Genomic DNA, 13,311 nt, shown 5'->3' with positions numbered 1-13,311 from the left:
GCCGGATCACGCCCGCCGCGGCCACAGCGCGCAGACCGCGAGTGCGAGCCAGCTCGCGATCTGCAAGCTACCGCCGATCGGCGCCGCGAACGGAAACAGCCGATCGCCGGTGAACTGCCGCATCAGGAGGTCGCCGGCGAACAGGGCCGGGCCGAGCACGAAGCCGATCGCCGTGATCAGGCCGATGCGCCGATGAACCACGCCGCGCTCTGCCAGCGCGATGGTGCCGAGCAGGGCGCAGGCGTGGAACAGCAGCATGGTGGAGGCGGTCGCGAGCCGCGATGCGTCAGGGTCGTGCGCGGCCTTGGCCGCCAGCGCGACGCCGGCGGCGCCCATCAGCCCGGCCATCGCGACCAGGATTCGCCACGGCGTCATCATGTGCTCCGCTCTTCCAGCAGCCGCACCATGGCGGCACGCAGCTCCGGCATGCCGGCGCCGGATCGTGACGACGTCGCCAGCACCTGAGGAAACGCCGCCGGATGCTTGGCGAGCGCGGCCTCGGTCTCGGCGATCCGGCTTGCGAGCTCAGCCGGCTTGATCTGGTCGGCCTTGGTCAGGACGAGCTGATAGCTGACGGCGGACCTGTCGAGCGTTTTGAGAATCTCCTGATCGACCTCCTTCAGCCCATGACGGGCATCGATCAGCACATAGACGCGGGCGAGCGAGGCGCGGCCGAGCAGGAATTTGTGGATCAGCTCGGTCCAGGACGCGACCTTGGTCTTCGCCGCGGCGGCATATCCATAGCCGGGCATGTCGACCAGCCGCAGCGGCGCATGCTCGGGCCCCTCGAAGAAGATCAGCTCCTGGGTGCGGCCCGGCGTATGCGAGGTGCGCGCCAGCGCGTTCTGGCCGGTCAGTGCGTTGATCAGGCTGGACTTGCCGACATTGGAGCGGCCGGCGAAGGCGACTTCGATCGCCCCCATCGGCGGCAGGCTTTCGATCGAGGGCGAGGCGTGGGTGAAGCGCCACGATTGAGCGAATAGCTTGCGGCCTTTTTCGATCAGGCGCTCGTCGGTGTCGCTGGTCGTCATGAATGCCATCGCCTCGTCATTGCGAGCGAAGCGAAGCAATCCAGGGCTCGAAAAGAAGTCTGGATTGCTTCGTCGCTGCGCTCCTCGCAATGACGAAACGGCGGCCGAAGCCGCCGTCCGGCTCACGCCGCCTTACTCGTCACGCCGCTTTTTTTTTGAACGTGCCGCGGATGTTGTCGAACAACTCCACCTTCACGCCGTTGCGGCGCATGATGAAGCCCTGCTGCAGCACCGACAGCGTGTTGTTCCAGGCCCAGTAGATCACGAGGCCGGCCGGGAAGCCCGCGAGCATGAAGGTGAAGATCAGCGGCATCCAGTTGAAGATCATCGCCTGGGTCGGGTCCGGCGGCGTCGGGTTCAGCTTCATCTGGAACCACATCGTGATGCCCATGATGATCGGCCAGATGCCGAGCGCCAGGTAGTGGCCGAACAGCGGCAGCTGGGTCGGGTCGAACGGGATCAGGCCGAACAGCGTGAACAGATTGGTCGGATCCGGCGCCGACAGGTCCTTGATCCAGCCATAGAACGGCGCATGCCGCATCTCGATGGTGACGAACAGCACCTTGTAGAGCGAGAAGAACACCGGGATCTGCAGCACGACCGGAAGACAGCCGGCGACCGGGTTGATCTTCTCCTTCTTGTAGATCTCCATCATCTCCTGCTGCTGCTTCATCCGGTCGTCCGGATAGCGCTCCTTGAGCGCCTGGAGCTGCGGCTGGATCGCCTTCATCTTCGCCATCGAGGCGTAGGACTTGTTGGCGAGCGGGAAGAACAGGAGCTTCACCAGCACCGTCACCAGCAGGATCGAGATGCCGAAATTGCCGAAGAAGCGGAAGAAGAAATCCAGCGCCAGGAACATCGGCTTGGTCAGGAAGTAGAACCAGCCCCAGTCGATCAGGAGATCGAAATGGTTCAGCCCGAGCTGCTGGTTGTAGCCGCCGAGGCCGCCGATCGGGAAGTTGATGCCGACGACGCCGGCCTCCTTGGCGCCGGCGAACAGCCGCGTGGAGACGCTGGCCGAGCCGCCGGCCGGTACCGTCTGCGGGGTCTCGACATAGTCCGTCTGGTAGCGATGCTGGTTGTCGACCAGCTTCGACGAATAGTTCGCCTGCAGGCGGGCATCCGTCATCGGCAGCAGCGCGGCCGCCCAATATTTGTCGGTGATGCCGAGCCAGCCATTGGTGACGTCGAACTTCGCCGCCTTCTCGTCGTCCATCTTCTTGTAGGTGAATTCCTGCAGGCCCTTTTCGCCGAGATAGCCGATCAGGCCTTCATGCAGGATGTAATAGCCCGAGACTTGCGGCGTGCCATGACGCGAGATCAGGCCGTAGGGATACAGCGTCACCGGCGCATTGCCGGCGTTGGTGACGTCGTCCTTGATGGTGAAGAGATAGTGGTCGTCCACGGAAATGGTGCGCTGGAAGGTCAGGCCGTCGCCGTTGGTGAAGGTCAGCTTCACCGGGGTCGAGGGCGTCAGCGCGTTGGAGCCGTCCTGCTGCCACATCGTGCTCTGGTCCGGCACCTGCACCTTGGCGCCGGCGGCGTTGACCCAGCCGAACTCGGCGTAATAGGGCTCGGCGGTGTTGGACGGCGAGAACAGCACGATCGCCGGCGATTTCGGATCGACCGTCTCGCGGTACTTCACGAAAGCCAGATCGTCGATGCGCGCGCCCTTCAGCGAGATGCTGCCGGTCAGCCGCGGCGTGTCGATCTTGACGCGCGGGGTGGCGGCGATGGCGGTGTCGCGCGGCATCACGCCTGTGCTGATCACGGCCCCGCCCGGTGCGCTCGGGCTGCCGGTTGCGGAAGCGCCCGGCTGCGGGGTGGCAGACGGAGCGGTGCTGTCGGGCTGCGTTGCCGGCGCCTGCTTCTTGGCGAGCTCGGCCTGCAGTTGGGCCTGCGCGCGCTGCTTCTCCATCTGCGGTCCGTTGTAGAAGACCTGCCACAGGATCAGCACGAGGCCGGACAGAATGACGGCGAGGATGGTGTTGCGATTGTCGGTCATCGTTTTCTTATCGTCTCGTCGTTCAATCCGGTTTGCGGGAATGCGCGTCCGGTGCGGGAGCGTTTGGCTTGTCCGCATCCGACGGCTTGCGCGGCTGCGGCTTGGCCTGCGGCCGGTCGAGGCGGCGGAGCGTCGCCTGGAGGTCGGCGAGCATGGTCGAGAAGTCGCGTGACAGGGCATCCCGCCGGCCGACCAGCACGTAATCACTGTGCGGCCGCATCGACAGGGGATCGAGCCGTTTCACAAGCTCGCGCAACCGCCGACGGATGCGATTACGCTCCGTGGCGGTGCCATTCTTCTTGGTGACGGTAAAGCCGATCCGGATCGGGCCCTGGTCCGGCCGTTCCCGGCGCTGGACCCCGAAGGCAGGGCTGTTCGCCCGCACGCCATCGGCAACGGCGAGGAAGTCCGCCCGCTGCCGCAGCCGATCCATGATGGAAATCTCCGGGACAGACGCCCTGGCTTCAGGCGCTGAGACGCTTGCGGCCCCGGGCGCGACGCGCGGCAAGGACCTTGCGGCCGCCGGTGGTGGCGAGACGGGCGCGGAAGCCGTGACGGCGCTTGCGCACCAGTTTGCTGGGTTGATAAGTCCGCTTCACGGGTCGTTCTCCGCTGCCGGGCAATTTGCCAGTTGACAACTTGCCTGCTTGAAATGTCGATTGATGTCCGGTGATGCTTCCGGGCCCGAAATGGACCGCTGCCGGCCCTGAAATCGAGCCGCTCCCGGGCGGGCCGGGTCATCGCGGACGGTTGGCGCGGCTTATAAGGGAGCGTCCCGCCTTCGTCAATCGCGGCAAGGCGTCCTAGGCGGTGCAGGCGATCGACGGCGCCGAGATCTCGTAAAGACCTTCGTCACCGGCCGTGGGTCGGCGTGGCGAATGAGACGAAGCAAGACGAGAACGCAAGACCCTGGGCGCAAGACGAGGGCAAGAATAGCCTCGGCACGGCGGGGTTGAAGACGTCAGAGGTCGTGCAGTTTTGGGTTCCATTATGAACGATTTGGAAACCGGAACATGAGCGATCCGTAATTTGACCGGACTCCGGTGCAGTCCCATCTTGCGGTCCCGTAAGGGTGGGGGTGTCTCTTACAAGGGCGATACGTGACCGAGAGCGACAACCAGCCAATCCTGGAGCGCCTGCGACCGAAAAGGTCGCGCCGGCTCGGCTTGTCTGGAAAGCTGCTGCTGTTGACCATTCCGCTGGTGATGATCGCGGAGGTGCTGATCTACGTGCCGGCGATCGCCAATTTCTGGACCAACCGGCTTAACGATCGCTTGGCGGCCGCCAATACCGCTGCGCTGGTGCTTGATGCCGCGCCGTCCGGCATGGTGCCGGATTCGCTGGCGCGGCAGATCCTCACCTCCATCAACGCGCGCGGCGTCGCCATCAAGATGGGCCAGCAGCGCCGCCTGCTCGCCAGCGCCGACCTGCCCGCCTCGATCGACCACGACTTCGACATGCGCGACATGACGGTGTGGTCGTCGATCGTGAACTCGCTGACGATGATGACGGAGACCGGCGATCACACCATGCGCGTGATCGGGCCGTCGCCGGGCCGCGCCCAGTTCATCGAGGTCGTGACCGACGAGAAGCCGTTGCGCAAGGCGATGTATCGCTTCTCGCGCAATCTGCTCGGCGTGTCACTGCTGCTGGCGGTGCTGACCGCGGCGCTGGTCTATCTTGCTCTGCATTTCCTGTTCGTGCGGCCAATGCGGCGCCTCACCGCGAGCCTCGTCGGCTTCCACGAAAATCCGGAGAGCGTGGCGCGAATCATCGTGCCGAGCCAGCGTTCCGACGAGATCGGCGTCGCCGAGCGCGAGCTCGCCGACATGCAGCGCGACCTCGTCTCGATGCTGCATCAGAAGAGCCGGCTCGCCGCCCTCGGCCTCGCCGTGTCCAAGATCAACCATGACCTCCGCAACCTGCTGGCCTCGTCGCAACTGCTGTCGGACCAGCTCGCCAGCGTTCCCGATCCGCGGGTGCAGCGCTTCGCGCCGAAGCTGATGCGCTCGCTGGAGCGCGCCATCGCGTTCTGCCAGTCGACGCTGTCCTACGGCAAGGTGCAGGAGCCGGCGCCGGACCGCCGCATGGTGGCGGTCGAGCAGGTGGTGGCGGAGGTGCGGGAGACCGCTGGCCTGTCGCCGGATGCCTCGATCACGTGGATCGCGGCGATCGAGCGCGGGCTGAAGATCGATGCTGATCCGGACCAGCTGTTCCGCGTGCTGCTCAACCTGGTGCGCAATGCCGCCCAGGCCTTGGACAGCCTCGCGGCGGATGCCGGCGTGCGCCAGATCCGCATCACCGGCCGCCGCGAGGGCGGGGTGGCGATCCTGGAGGTCTCGGACACGGGTCCCGGCGTCCCGGCGAAGGTGCGAGAGCACCTGTTCGAGGCCTTCCGTGGTGCCGGTCGTCCGGGCGGCTCGGGGCTGGGCCTTGCGATCGCGGCCGAGCTGGTCCGGGCCCACGATGGCGACATCCAGCTGGTCGAAGGGACCCTGGGGGCCACCTTCCGAATCACGATTCCCGACCGCCCTGTCGAGCTGCAGACCTTCTGGACCGAGCGCGCCAGCGCCTGAACCGGACCGGCCTCACCTGCCATTCCGGGGCGATGCCGCAGGCGTCGAGCCCGGAACTCCGGGCGTGCCGGAACGAAGCCCGTCCGCTCCGGCCCTACCGAACCGCGCCAGCGCGTCTGCGGAAAAATGGTCGCAAATTGTCCCGCTCCAGCCTTGCCAAGCGGTCTCCGAGCCGTTAGTCAGAGGCCCTTCGCGAGGCCTGCCGGCATTTGCCGCCCCGGCCTTCCGGGATCCGGCCCCTGGCCCGGAGCCTGCCAAACGCGAAAAACGCGCCCGTAGCTCAGCTGGATAGAGCATCAGACTACGAATCTGAGGGTCGGACGTTCGAATCGTTCCGGGCGCGCCATCTAAATCAATGACTTAGCTAAAATCACCGTTTGAGATTTGAAAACTGAAACGGTTTTTCAAATGGTTTTGGTGTGCGACATGCATGCTTGTGGACGGTGCCGCTCCTGGCAAAGGATTGCATCCTGATCGGAGAATTAACGGGAGTTCGAATTCCACTCTCTCCGCCAGTGCCTCTGAGGTCCTATAAACCATCGAAGCCGTCGAGATGGCTATGGCGTGGCCGAAGCCACGCGTTCGAGAAGAGCCAGTAGCCCGCGGAGAATTTCGAGCGGAGCGGGCGGGCACCCCGGGACATGCAGATCGACCGGCACGACCTCTCCCACGCCCCCCACCACGGCATAGCTGCCGGCGAAGCACCCGCCGTCGCGGGCGCAGTCGCCCACGGCCACGACCCACTTCGGATTTGGCGTTGCGTTGTAGGTCCGCTCCAGCGCCATGCGCATGTTCTTCGTCACCGGCCCAGTCACCAGCAGCACGTCCGCGTGGCGCGGGGAGGCGACGAAGCGGAGGCCGAAGCGTTCGAGATCGTAATAGGCGTTGTTGAGTGCATGAATTTCCAGCTCGCAGCCGTTGCAGGAGCCGGCGTCGACCTCGCGGATCGACAGCGACCGTCCAAGGCGCCGGCGGGCCGCCCGCTCCAGCGCAGCGCCCACTTCTGCAAGTGCCCGGTCGTCGGCCGACGGCGCCGGCTCCGTCAACGGCATCTGCACGAGACTCTGGAACAGCAGCTTTCTCATCTGGATGGACGTCCCTAGAGGTCGTGGCCCGAGTAGGAGCAGTTGAATGACTTGTTGCAGAGCGGGAAATCGGCAACGATGTTGTCTTGGATCGCGGCCTCCAGCAGCGGCCATTGGAACCAGGAAGGGTCACGCAGATGGCAGTGCGCAATGCTGTTGTCGGCATTGAGCCTGAGCCAGACCAGGATGTCGCCGCGAAAACCCTCCACCAGCGCCATGCCCTCGCGAACCTCGCCGGCCATGGGCAGATCGATCCGCAACTCGCCCTGCGGCATCCGCTCCAGCAATTGGGTGACGAGCCCTAGACTCTGCTCGATCTCGCGAACGCGAATCCACACCCGCGCGTTGACGTCGCCGGCCTCGAGCACAGGAATCTCGAAGGCGAGCTTGTCATAGGGCGCGTAGGCAAGATGCTTGCGCGCGTCGAAGGCGCGGCCCGATGCGCGGCCGATGAAGCCGCCGGGCGCGTATTGACGGGCGAGATCGGCCTTCACCGTGCCCGTGGTGACGGTGCGATCCTGGAGCGAGGCCGTGTTGTCGTAGAGTTCGACCAGGGCTGGGAAGCGTGCCTGGATATCGCTCACCAGCAATCGGATCGCCTGGATGCCATCCTGGTTGATATCGGTCGCAACGCCGCCGGGCAGGATCAAGTCGCGCATCAGGCGGTGCCCGAAAACATTGCCCGCGCCGCGCAGCACCTTCTCGCGCAACACGCCGCAATGGGCCAGCATCAGGGCGAAGGAAGCATCGTTGCAGATTGCGCCGAAATCGCCGAGATGATTGGCGAGACGCTCCAGCTCCGCCATCAGCGCGCGCAGATGGTGCGCGCGCGGCGGAACTTCCACCCCCAACGCGGCCTCCACCGCGCGCGCGAAGGCCAGTCCGTAGGCGACTGTGCTGTCACCGGAGGCGCGAGCTGCGAGCTTGCCCGCCTTCGCAAGGTTCGCGCCCGCAATCAGGCCTTCGATACCCTTGTGCACATAGCCGAGCCGAGGCTCTAACCGCACAACGGTCTCGCCGTTGGCTGTGAAGCGGAAGTGGCCGGGCTCGATGATGCCGGCATGGACCGGGCCGACCGGAATCTGATGCAGGCCGTCGCCTTCGACGGGAAGGAACGCATAGGTCTTGTCGATCGGCGTCGGCTCGGGCTTCGCAGCGAGCGGATGCCGCAGGTCCCAATTGCCGTGGTCGAGCCAGGCGCGCGGGTCCGGCAGGCCCTGCGGCTCCAGGCCGCGGAGATCGCGGATGGTCCGTTCCAGCCGAAGTGCCGGTGGGTGGTGCAGACCGACCGACGGATAGCGGCGGGTCGGGCAATCGAGCGTGACGATGCCGACCACAGTCTTCGGCGCATCGAGCAGCGCCATGTGAACGCGATCCGCCTCGCCCCAAAGGCCGAGCAGTTCCCAGTCGGCGCCGGCAAGTCCCGCGATCGCCTCGTTCCAGGTCGCGACGCCGACGACGGCGCGCGGCCAGGGACAGGGGCTCGATGCAAGCTCGCCTTGGCGCAGGAGTTCGTCGAGGCCCATTGCGATCACCCCAGAATATCGGCGACGTGCCGGAACCACGTGACCAGCGTGGGCGGGAGGAAGATTCCGGCGATCAGCACGAGACCGAAATGCACGATCATCGGCATGTAGGAGGCATCCGATGGTGCAGTGCTCCCGGTCGGCACGCCAAAGGCGATACCGTTGAGATGATAGAACAGCGCGCCGAGCGCGAGCAGGATGCCGAACACGAGCGGGATGGCAAGCAGTGGCTCGCGCGCGAAGGTTGAGGTCACGACTAGGAATTCGCTCATGAAGACGCCGAACGGCGGCAATCCGGCGATGGCCACGACACCGATCACGAGGCTCCAGCCGAGCGCCGGATGGGTCGCGGTCAGGCCGCGGATATCGGCGATCTTCTGCGTGTCCTTGATCTGCGCGACATGGCCAACGGCAAAGAAGATTCCCGACTTGGTAAGGCTGTGCATCACCATGTGCAGCAGCCCCGCAAAATTGGCGACCGGGCCGCCCATCCCGAAGGCAAAGGTGATGATCCCCATGTGCTCGATCGAGGAATAGGCGAACAGGCGTTTGATGTCGCGCCGCCGGTAGAGCATGAAGGCGGCGAACACCAGCGACACCAGACCGAGTGTCACCATCAGGGGGCCAGGAGCCACCGCGCTCGGATTGGCTGCCAGCACGATCTTGAAACGAAGCACTGCGTAGAGTGCGACGTTGAGCAGGAGGCCGGACAACACCGCGGAGATCGGCGTCGGCCCTTCCGCATGCGCATCCGGCAGCCAGGCGTGCAGCGGCGCCAACCCCACCTTGGTGCCGTAGCCGAGCAGCAGGAATATGAAGGCGACGTTGATCAGCGCCGGATCGAACTGTGAGGCATGCGCGACCAGCACCGTCCAGACCATGCCGTTGATGCCTTCGCCCACCACGGGGAGCGCAGCCATGTAGACCAGGATGGTACCGAACAGCGCGAGCCCGATGCCGACGCTGCCGAGAATGAAATATTTCCAGGCGGCTTCGAGCGCTTCATGGGTGCGGTAGATGCCGACCATCAGCACGGTCGTCAGCGTCGCCAGTTCGATGCCGACCCACATCAAGCCGATATTGTTGGCGGTCAGCGCGAGATTCATCCCGCCCATCATGACCTGGAACATGGCGTGGTAGAATCGCAAGTATGCAGGCGTCAGCCGCCCGGTCGCCAGCTCGTGGCCGATATAGCTTGCCGAAAACACGCTGGTGGTGAAGCCGACGAAGGTATTGAGCACGATGAACGCGATGTTGAGTTCATCGACGAACAGGTAAGAGCCGGGCTGGATGTGATCGGCGAAGAACATCGAGAGCGAGGCCGCGAAGGTCAACCCCGACGCCAGCACGTTGAGGCGCGCGGACAGCCGATAGCCGGGAAGCAGGGCCAGCACAGCGGCCGAGACGACCGGAATGACGGTGACGAGGACGACGCCCTCGTTGGTGGACAACATCATCGGCGCTCTCCGCGAAAGCGATCCAGCGCCTGGACATCGACGGTATCGAAGCGCTCGCGGATCCGGAACAGGAAGACGCCGATCACGAAGAAGGCGATCAGGATCGAGAAGGCGACGCTGATCTCGACCACCAGCGGCATGCCGCGCGCGCCGGTGCCTGCGAGCACCAGCCCGTTTTCAAGCGACATGAAGCCGACCACCTGGCTCACGGCGTTACGCCGGCTCACCATCATCAACAGACCGAGCAGTACGACCGACAGCGCGAAGGCGAGGTCCTCGCGTGCGAGCGGATCGGCGGCGGGGGTGACCTTCAGCATGACCGTCATCGAGAGCGCGACCAGTCCCATGCCGGTCAGCATGGTCGTTCCGGAACCGATCACGGTTTCGATCTCGCGATGGATGCCGAGCCGCTGGATGATGCGATGCAGTCCGACCGGCACGACCACGGCCTTGAAGACCAGCGCGATCATGGCGGTGACATAGAGATGCGGCGCGCTCTGGACGTGGGCCTGCCAGGCGACCGACATCGCGAGCAGCACGGCCTGGAGCGCAAAGGCGTTGAGCAGGGCATAGAGCCGGTGCTGTGTGATCATCAGGAAGCTGACCAGCAACAGGCTGCCCGCCAACAGGTGCGCGACGTCGAATGTCAGTCCGTGCGCCATTGCTAGAGGCTCCTCGATACGAACAACAGCAGCGTGCCGAGCAGGCCGAGCATCAAGGCAGCGCCGACGAAATCCGGTAGGCGGAACACCCTCATCTTCGCAATGGCGGTCTCGAACACGCCGAGCAGAAAGCCGAACACAGTGAGCTTGGCGAGATAGCCGGCGAATCCGGTCAGATGGCTTGCGGTGCTCGCGCTGGGCGCAGCCAGCGTCCACGGCACGAAGATGCAGCCGATCAGCGAGATGTAGAGCAGCAGCTTGACCGCGGCCGCGAGTTCGATCATGGCGAGGTGGCGACCTGAATATTCCAGCACCATGGCTTCATGCACCATGGTGAGTTCGAGATGGGTCGCCGGGTTGTCGACCGGAACGCGGCCGTTTTCGGCGATGGCGACGATGATCAGCCCGACCATCGCAAGGCCCAGCGAGACACGCAGGCCGACGCCCGAGGCGAACAGATCGGCCACGGCCGAGAGCTGCGTCGAGTGCGCAACCAGCGCCATGGTGAAGACGACCAGCAGCATGGCCGGCTCGGCGAGCGAGGCGATCATCATTTCCCGGCTCGCCCCGATGCCGCCGAAGGCGGTGCCGATATCCATGCCGGCGAGCGCGAGGAAAAACCGCGCGCTGGCGAGCAGCGCGATGATGGCGATGAGGTCCGCGGACCAGCTGAACAGCAAACCCTTGGCGAAGGTCGGCACCAGCGCGGCGGCGACCCAGGTCGCCGCGAAGATCAGATAGGGCGCGACGCGGAATATCCACGAGGCATTGTCCGCGACCGCGACCTCCTTCTTCAGGAGCCGTAGGATATCGCGATAGGGCTGCACGATCGGCGGGCCGCGGCGGCGCTGGAGGCGCGCCTTCACCTTGCGGATGAAGCCGGTCAGCAGCGGCGCCGCCAGCAGCACCAGCATCATCTGCGAGACCTGAACGAGAAGGGCGGAGATCAGCTCCATATCGCCAGCACCAGCAAGAGCAGCACGAGGGAGAGGAAGACAAGGCTGAGGTAGCGGCGGATGGTGAGGAATTGCAGTTTGTTGAGCTGGAGCGCGGCGCGTTCGACGGCGCCGGCAAACGGCTCGTAGAGCCAGTCCCACACCGGATCGGCGATCGTCAGCGTGAAGCGGGCGGCGCGTGTGTCGCCGGGCGCGGGCATGGTGACCTCTTCACTCGTGACAGGAGTCCGCGCTAGGAACACGCGGCGGATAGGCTGGGCAAAGCTCGAGCCGGAATATTGCGTCAGCGGACTGGGATCGGGAAAGCCGCAATCCCATGCCGGGCCGCGGCGGATCGCGTGCGAGGCGAAGCGGTGGATGGCCCACACCGCCAGCAGCGCGGACGTGGTGATGAAGAGAAAGACGAGCAAGCCGTTATAGGAGCTGCCGGTTTCGGCCTCCGGCACGATCGTGAGCCAGGGCCGGCTCCCCTGCGGCGTCAGCGCCGTGCCGGCAAGCTGGTGCGTGATCGGGGCGATGGCATCGATGATGAAGCCCGGAACGATGCCGGTGATCAGGCAGAGCAAAGCAAGTGTCGCCATGGCCGAGAGCGAGAAGCGGTCCACCTCCGTTGCTTGTCCCGCTTCCGTGCTGCGTGGACGGCCGAGGAAGGTGATACCGAAGGCCTTGACGAAGGTCGCGCCCGCCAGCGCTGCTGCGAGCGCGAGCAGGCCGCCTGCCGCCGGGACCATGACCTTCAGCAACCATCGCGCCAGGTCGGGACTCTGAAGCACGGCCTGGAAGGTTAGCCATTCCGATACGAAACCGTTCAGTGGCGGCAGCGCCGAGATCGCCATGCAGCCGACCAGGAACAGGAAGCTCGTCACCGGCATGCGGTGGATCAATCCGCCGAGACGATCCATGTCGCGCTCGCCGGTTGCGGTCAGCACCGCGCCGGCGCCGAAGAACAGCAGGCTCTTGAAGAGGGAATGGTTGAGCACGTGCAACAAGGCCGCCGTTATGGCCAGCGCGGCCGCCGCATTCATGCCGTCGGCTCGGAACGACAGCGCGAGGCCGAGCCCGATGAAGACGATGCCGATATTTTCTATGGTCGAATAGGCGAGCAGCCGCTTGGCGTCGTCCTGCATCAGGGCCTGCAACACGCCGAGGACTGCGCTCAGGCTGCCGATCGCGAGCAGCAGCGCGCCCGACCACCAGGGCAGGTCGCCGGCAAGGTCGAACACGATGCGGATGAAGGCGTAGATTGCGACCTTCGTCATCACGCCGCTCATCAGAGCCGAAACGTGACTTGGCGCCGCCGGATGCGCAAGCGGCAGCCAGGCATGCAGCGGCACCAGCCCGGCCTTGGATCCTGCACCGATCAGGACCAGCACGAGGACCATCGCAGCCGTCAGCGGCGTTCGCACGCCATGTCTGATCGTCTCGAAGTCGTAACTGCCGCCCGGCCCGGCGAGCAGGCCGAGGGCGAGCAGGAGCGCGAGCGTGCCGAGGCTCGCCATGATCAGATACACGTAGCCGGCGCGCATGTTCTCGGGATCGCGATGATGCGCGATTACGAGCGCCCAGGAGGCCAGTGACATGAACTCCCAGGATAACAGATAGCTGAAGGCATCAGCCGCCAGCAGGACCAGATTCATTCCGGCGAGGAAGGCCGGAAAGAACGGCAGCACGCGATGCGGCTCCTCCGCGTGCGCGCCGTAGCCGAGCGCGTAGAGACTTGCCACGGCGCCGCCGATATTCACGACAACGAGAAAAAAGGCCGCGAGCGCATCGATCGCGAAGTGTGCGCCGATCCAGGGCAGGCCGAGCGGCAGAACGAGGTCAGTCGGGGCGCCGGCATGGCCGGCAAGCGCGAGAAGCGAAAAAACCGTCGCCGCGCTGCACAGCGCCAGCATGGTGCCGTAGATGATGCGAGTCGCCGCATACGCGCGCGCGATGGCTACCGCCAACAGCGCAACCCCCAACATCGCCGCTGCGCAGAGCATGAGGAATGCAACGACACTCATCTGAATT

12 protein-coding genes and 1 tRNA gene are annotated in these 13,311 nt (G+C 65.2%); 2 read left to right on the top strand and 11 right to left on the bottom strand.

Annotated elements, in window-relative coordinates; genetic code table 11:
• Positions 1-6 precede the first annotated feature (6 nt).
• The 5 genes from QX132_RS28225 to rpmH all read right to left on the bottom strand — a co-directional run bounded on the left by QX132_RS28225 (position 7) and on the right by rpmH (position 3,635).
• Positions 7-378 (bottom strand): DUF423 domain-containing protein, encoded by a 372-nt coding sequence (locus tag QX132_RS28225; RefSeq protein ID WP_316163404.1) that lies wholly within the window; start codon positions 376-378, stop codon positions 7-9.
• The gene (gene yihA, locus QX132_RS28220; protein WP_316163403.1) at positions 375-1,031 is read right to left on the bottom strand and encodes a ribosome biogenesis GTP-binding protein YihA/YsxC; all 657 of its coding nucleotides are present in this window, start codon (positions 1,029-1,031) and stop codon (positions 375-377) included. Before yihA ends, QX132_RS28225 begins: the two co-directional genes overlap by 4 nt.
• 139 nt (positions 1,032-1,170) lie before the next feature.
• Positions 1,171-3,036, bottom strand: a complete 1,866-nt coding sequence (gene yidC / locus QX132_RS28215) for a membrane protein insertase YidC (protein WP_315734922.1) — start codon at positions 3,034-3,036, stop codon at positions 1,171-1,173.
• A 22-nt stretch (positions 3,037-3,058) separates the two neighbouring features.
• Positions 3,059-3,469 (bottom strand): ribonuclease P protein component, encoded by a 411-nt coding sequence (rnpA, locus tag QX132_RS28210; RefSeq protein ID WP_315775596.1) that lies wholly within the window; start codon positions 3,467-3,469, stop codon positions 3,059-3,061.
• A 31-nt stretch (positions 3,470-3,500) separates the two neighbouring features.
• Positions 3,501-3,635, bottom strand: a complete 135-nt coding sequence (gene rpmH / locus QX132_RS28205; protein WP_006609582.1) for a 50S ribosomal protein L34 — start codon at positions 3,633-3,635, stop codon at positions 3,501-3,503.
• A 501-nt stretch (positions 3,636-4,136) separates the two neighbouring features.
• On the opposite strand from rpmH, the gene QX132_RS28200 reads away from it, so the two are divergent.
• Together QX132_RS28200 and QX132_RS28195 are read left to right on the top strand one after the other, a co-directional pair.
• Positions 4,137-5,612, top strand: a complete 1,476-nt coding sequence (locus QX132_RS28200; protein ID WP_315734920.1) for a HAMP domain-containing sensor histidine kinase — start codon at positions 4,137-4,139, stop codon at positions 5,610-5,612.
• 269 nt (positions 5,613-5,881) lie between these two features.
• Positions 5,882-5,958 (top strand) — tRNA-Arg (locus tag QX132_RS28195).
• A 211-nt stretch (positions 5,959-6,169) separates the two neighbouring features.
• Here QX132_RS28195 and QX132_RS28190 read toward each other — a convergent pair.
• The 6 genes from QX132_RS28190 to hyfB are packed head-to-tail and all read right to left on the bottom strand — an operon-like array spanning position 6,170 to position 13,304.
• Positions 6,170-6,697, bottom strand: a complete 528-nt coding sequence (locus tag QX132_RS28190; RefSeq protein ID WP_315734919.1) for an NADH-quinone oxidoreductase subunit NuoB — start codon at positions 6,695-6,697, stop codon at positions 6,170-6,172.
• 14 nt (positions 6,698-6,711) lie between these two features.
• Positions 6,712-8,223, bottom strand: coding sequence for an NADH-quinone oxidoreductase subunit C (locus QX132_RS28185; protein WP_316163402.1), 1,512 nt, complete (start codon positions 8,221-8,223; stop codon positions 6,712-6,714).
• A gap of 5 nt (positions 8,224-8,228) precedes the next feature.
• Positions 8,229-9,677: a hydrogenase 4 subunit F gene (locus QX132_RS28180; RefSeq protein ID WP_315735705.1), complete on the bottom strand. Its 1,449-nt coding sequence runs from the start codon at positions 9,675-9,677 to the stop codon at positions 8,229-8,231.
• The gene (locus tag QX132_RS28175; protein ID WP_315734917.1) at positions 9,677-10,342 is read right to left on the bottom strand and encodes a hydrogenase-4 component E; all 666 of its coding nucleotides are present in this window, start codon (positions 10,340-10,342) and stop codon (positions 9,677-9,679) included. Before QX132_RS28175 ends, QX132_RS28180 begins: the two co-directional genes overlap by 1 nt.
• A gap of 2 nt (positions 10,343-10,344) precedes the next feature.
• Positions 10,345-11,298, bottom strand: coding sequence for a respiratory chain complex I subunit 1 family protein (locus QX132_RS28170; protein WP_316163401.1), 954 nt, complete (start codon positions 11,296-11,298; stop codon positions 10,345-10,347).
• Positions 11,289-13,304 (bottom strand): hydrogenase 4 subunit B, encoded by a 2,016-nt coding sequence (gene hyfB / locus QX132_RS28165; RefSeq protein ID WP_316163400.1) that lies wholly within the window; start codon positions 13,302-13,304, stop codon positions 11,289-11,291. The genes QX132_RS28170 and hyfB overlap by 10 nt, the downstream gene beginning before the upstream one ends.
• Positions 13,305-13,311 lie beyond the last annotated feature (7 nt).

Source organism: Bradyrhizobium sp. SZCCHNRI20481, assembly GCF_032485055.1.
GTDB lineage: Bacteria > Pseudomonadota > Alphaproteobacteria > Rhizobiales > Xanthobacteraceae > Bradyrhizobium.
This window is presented reverse-complemented; position numbering and strand designations above follow the sequence as displayed.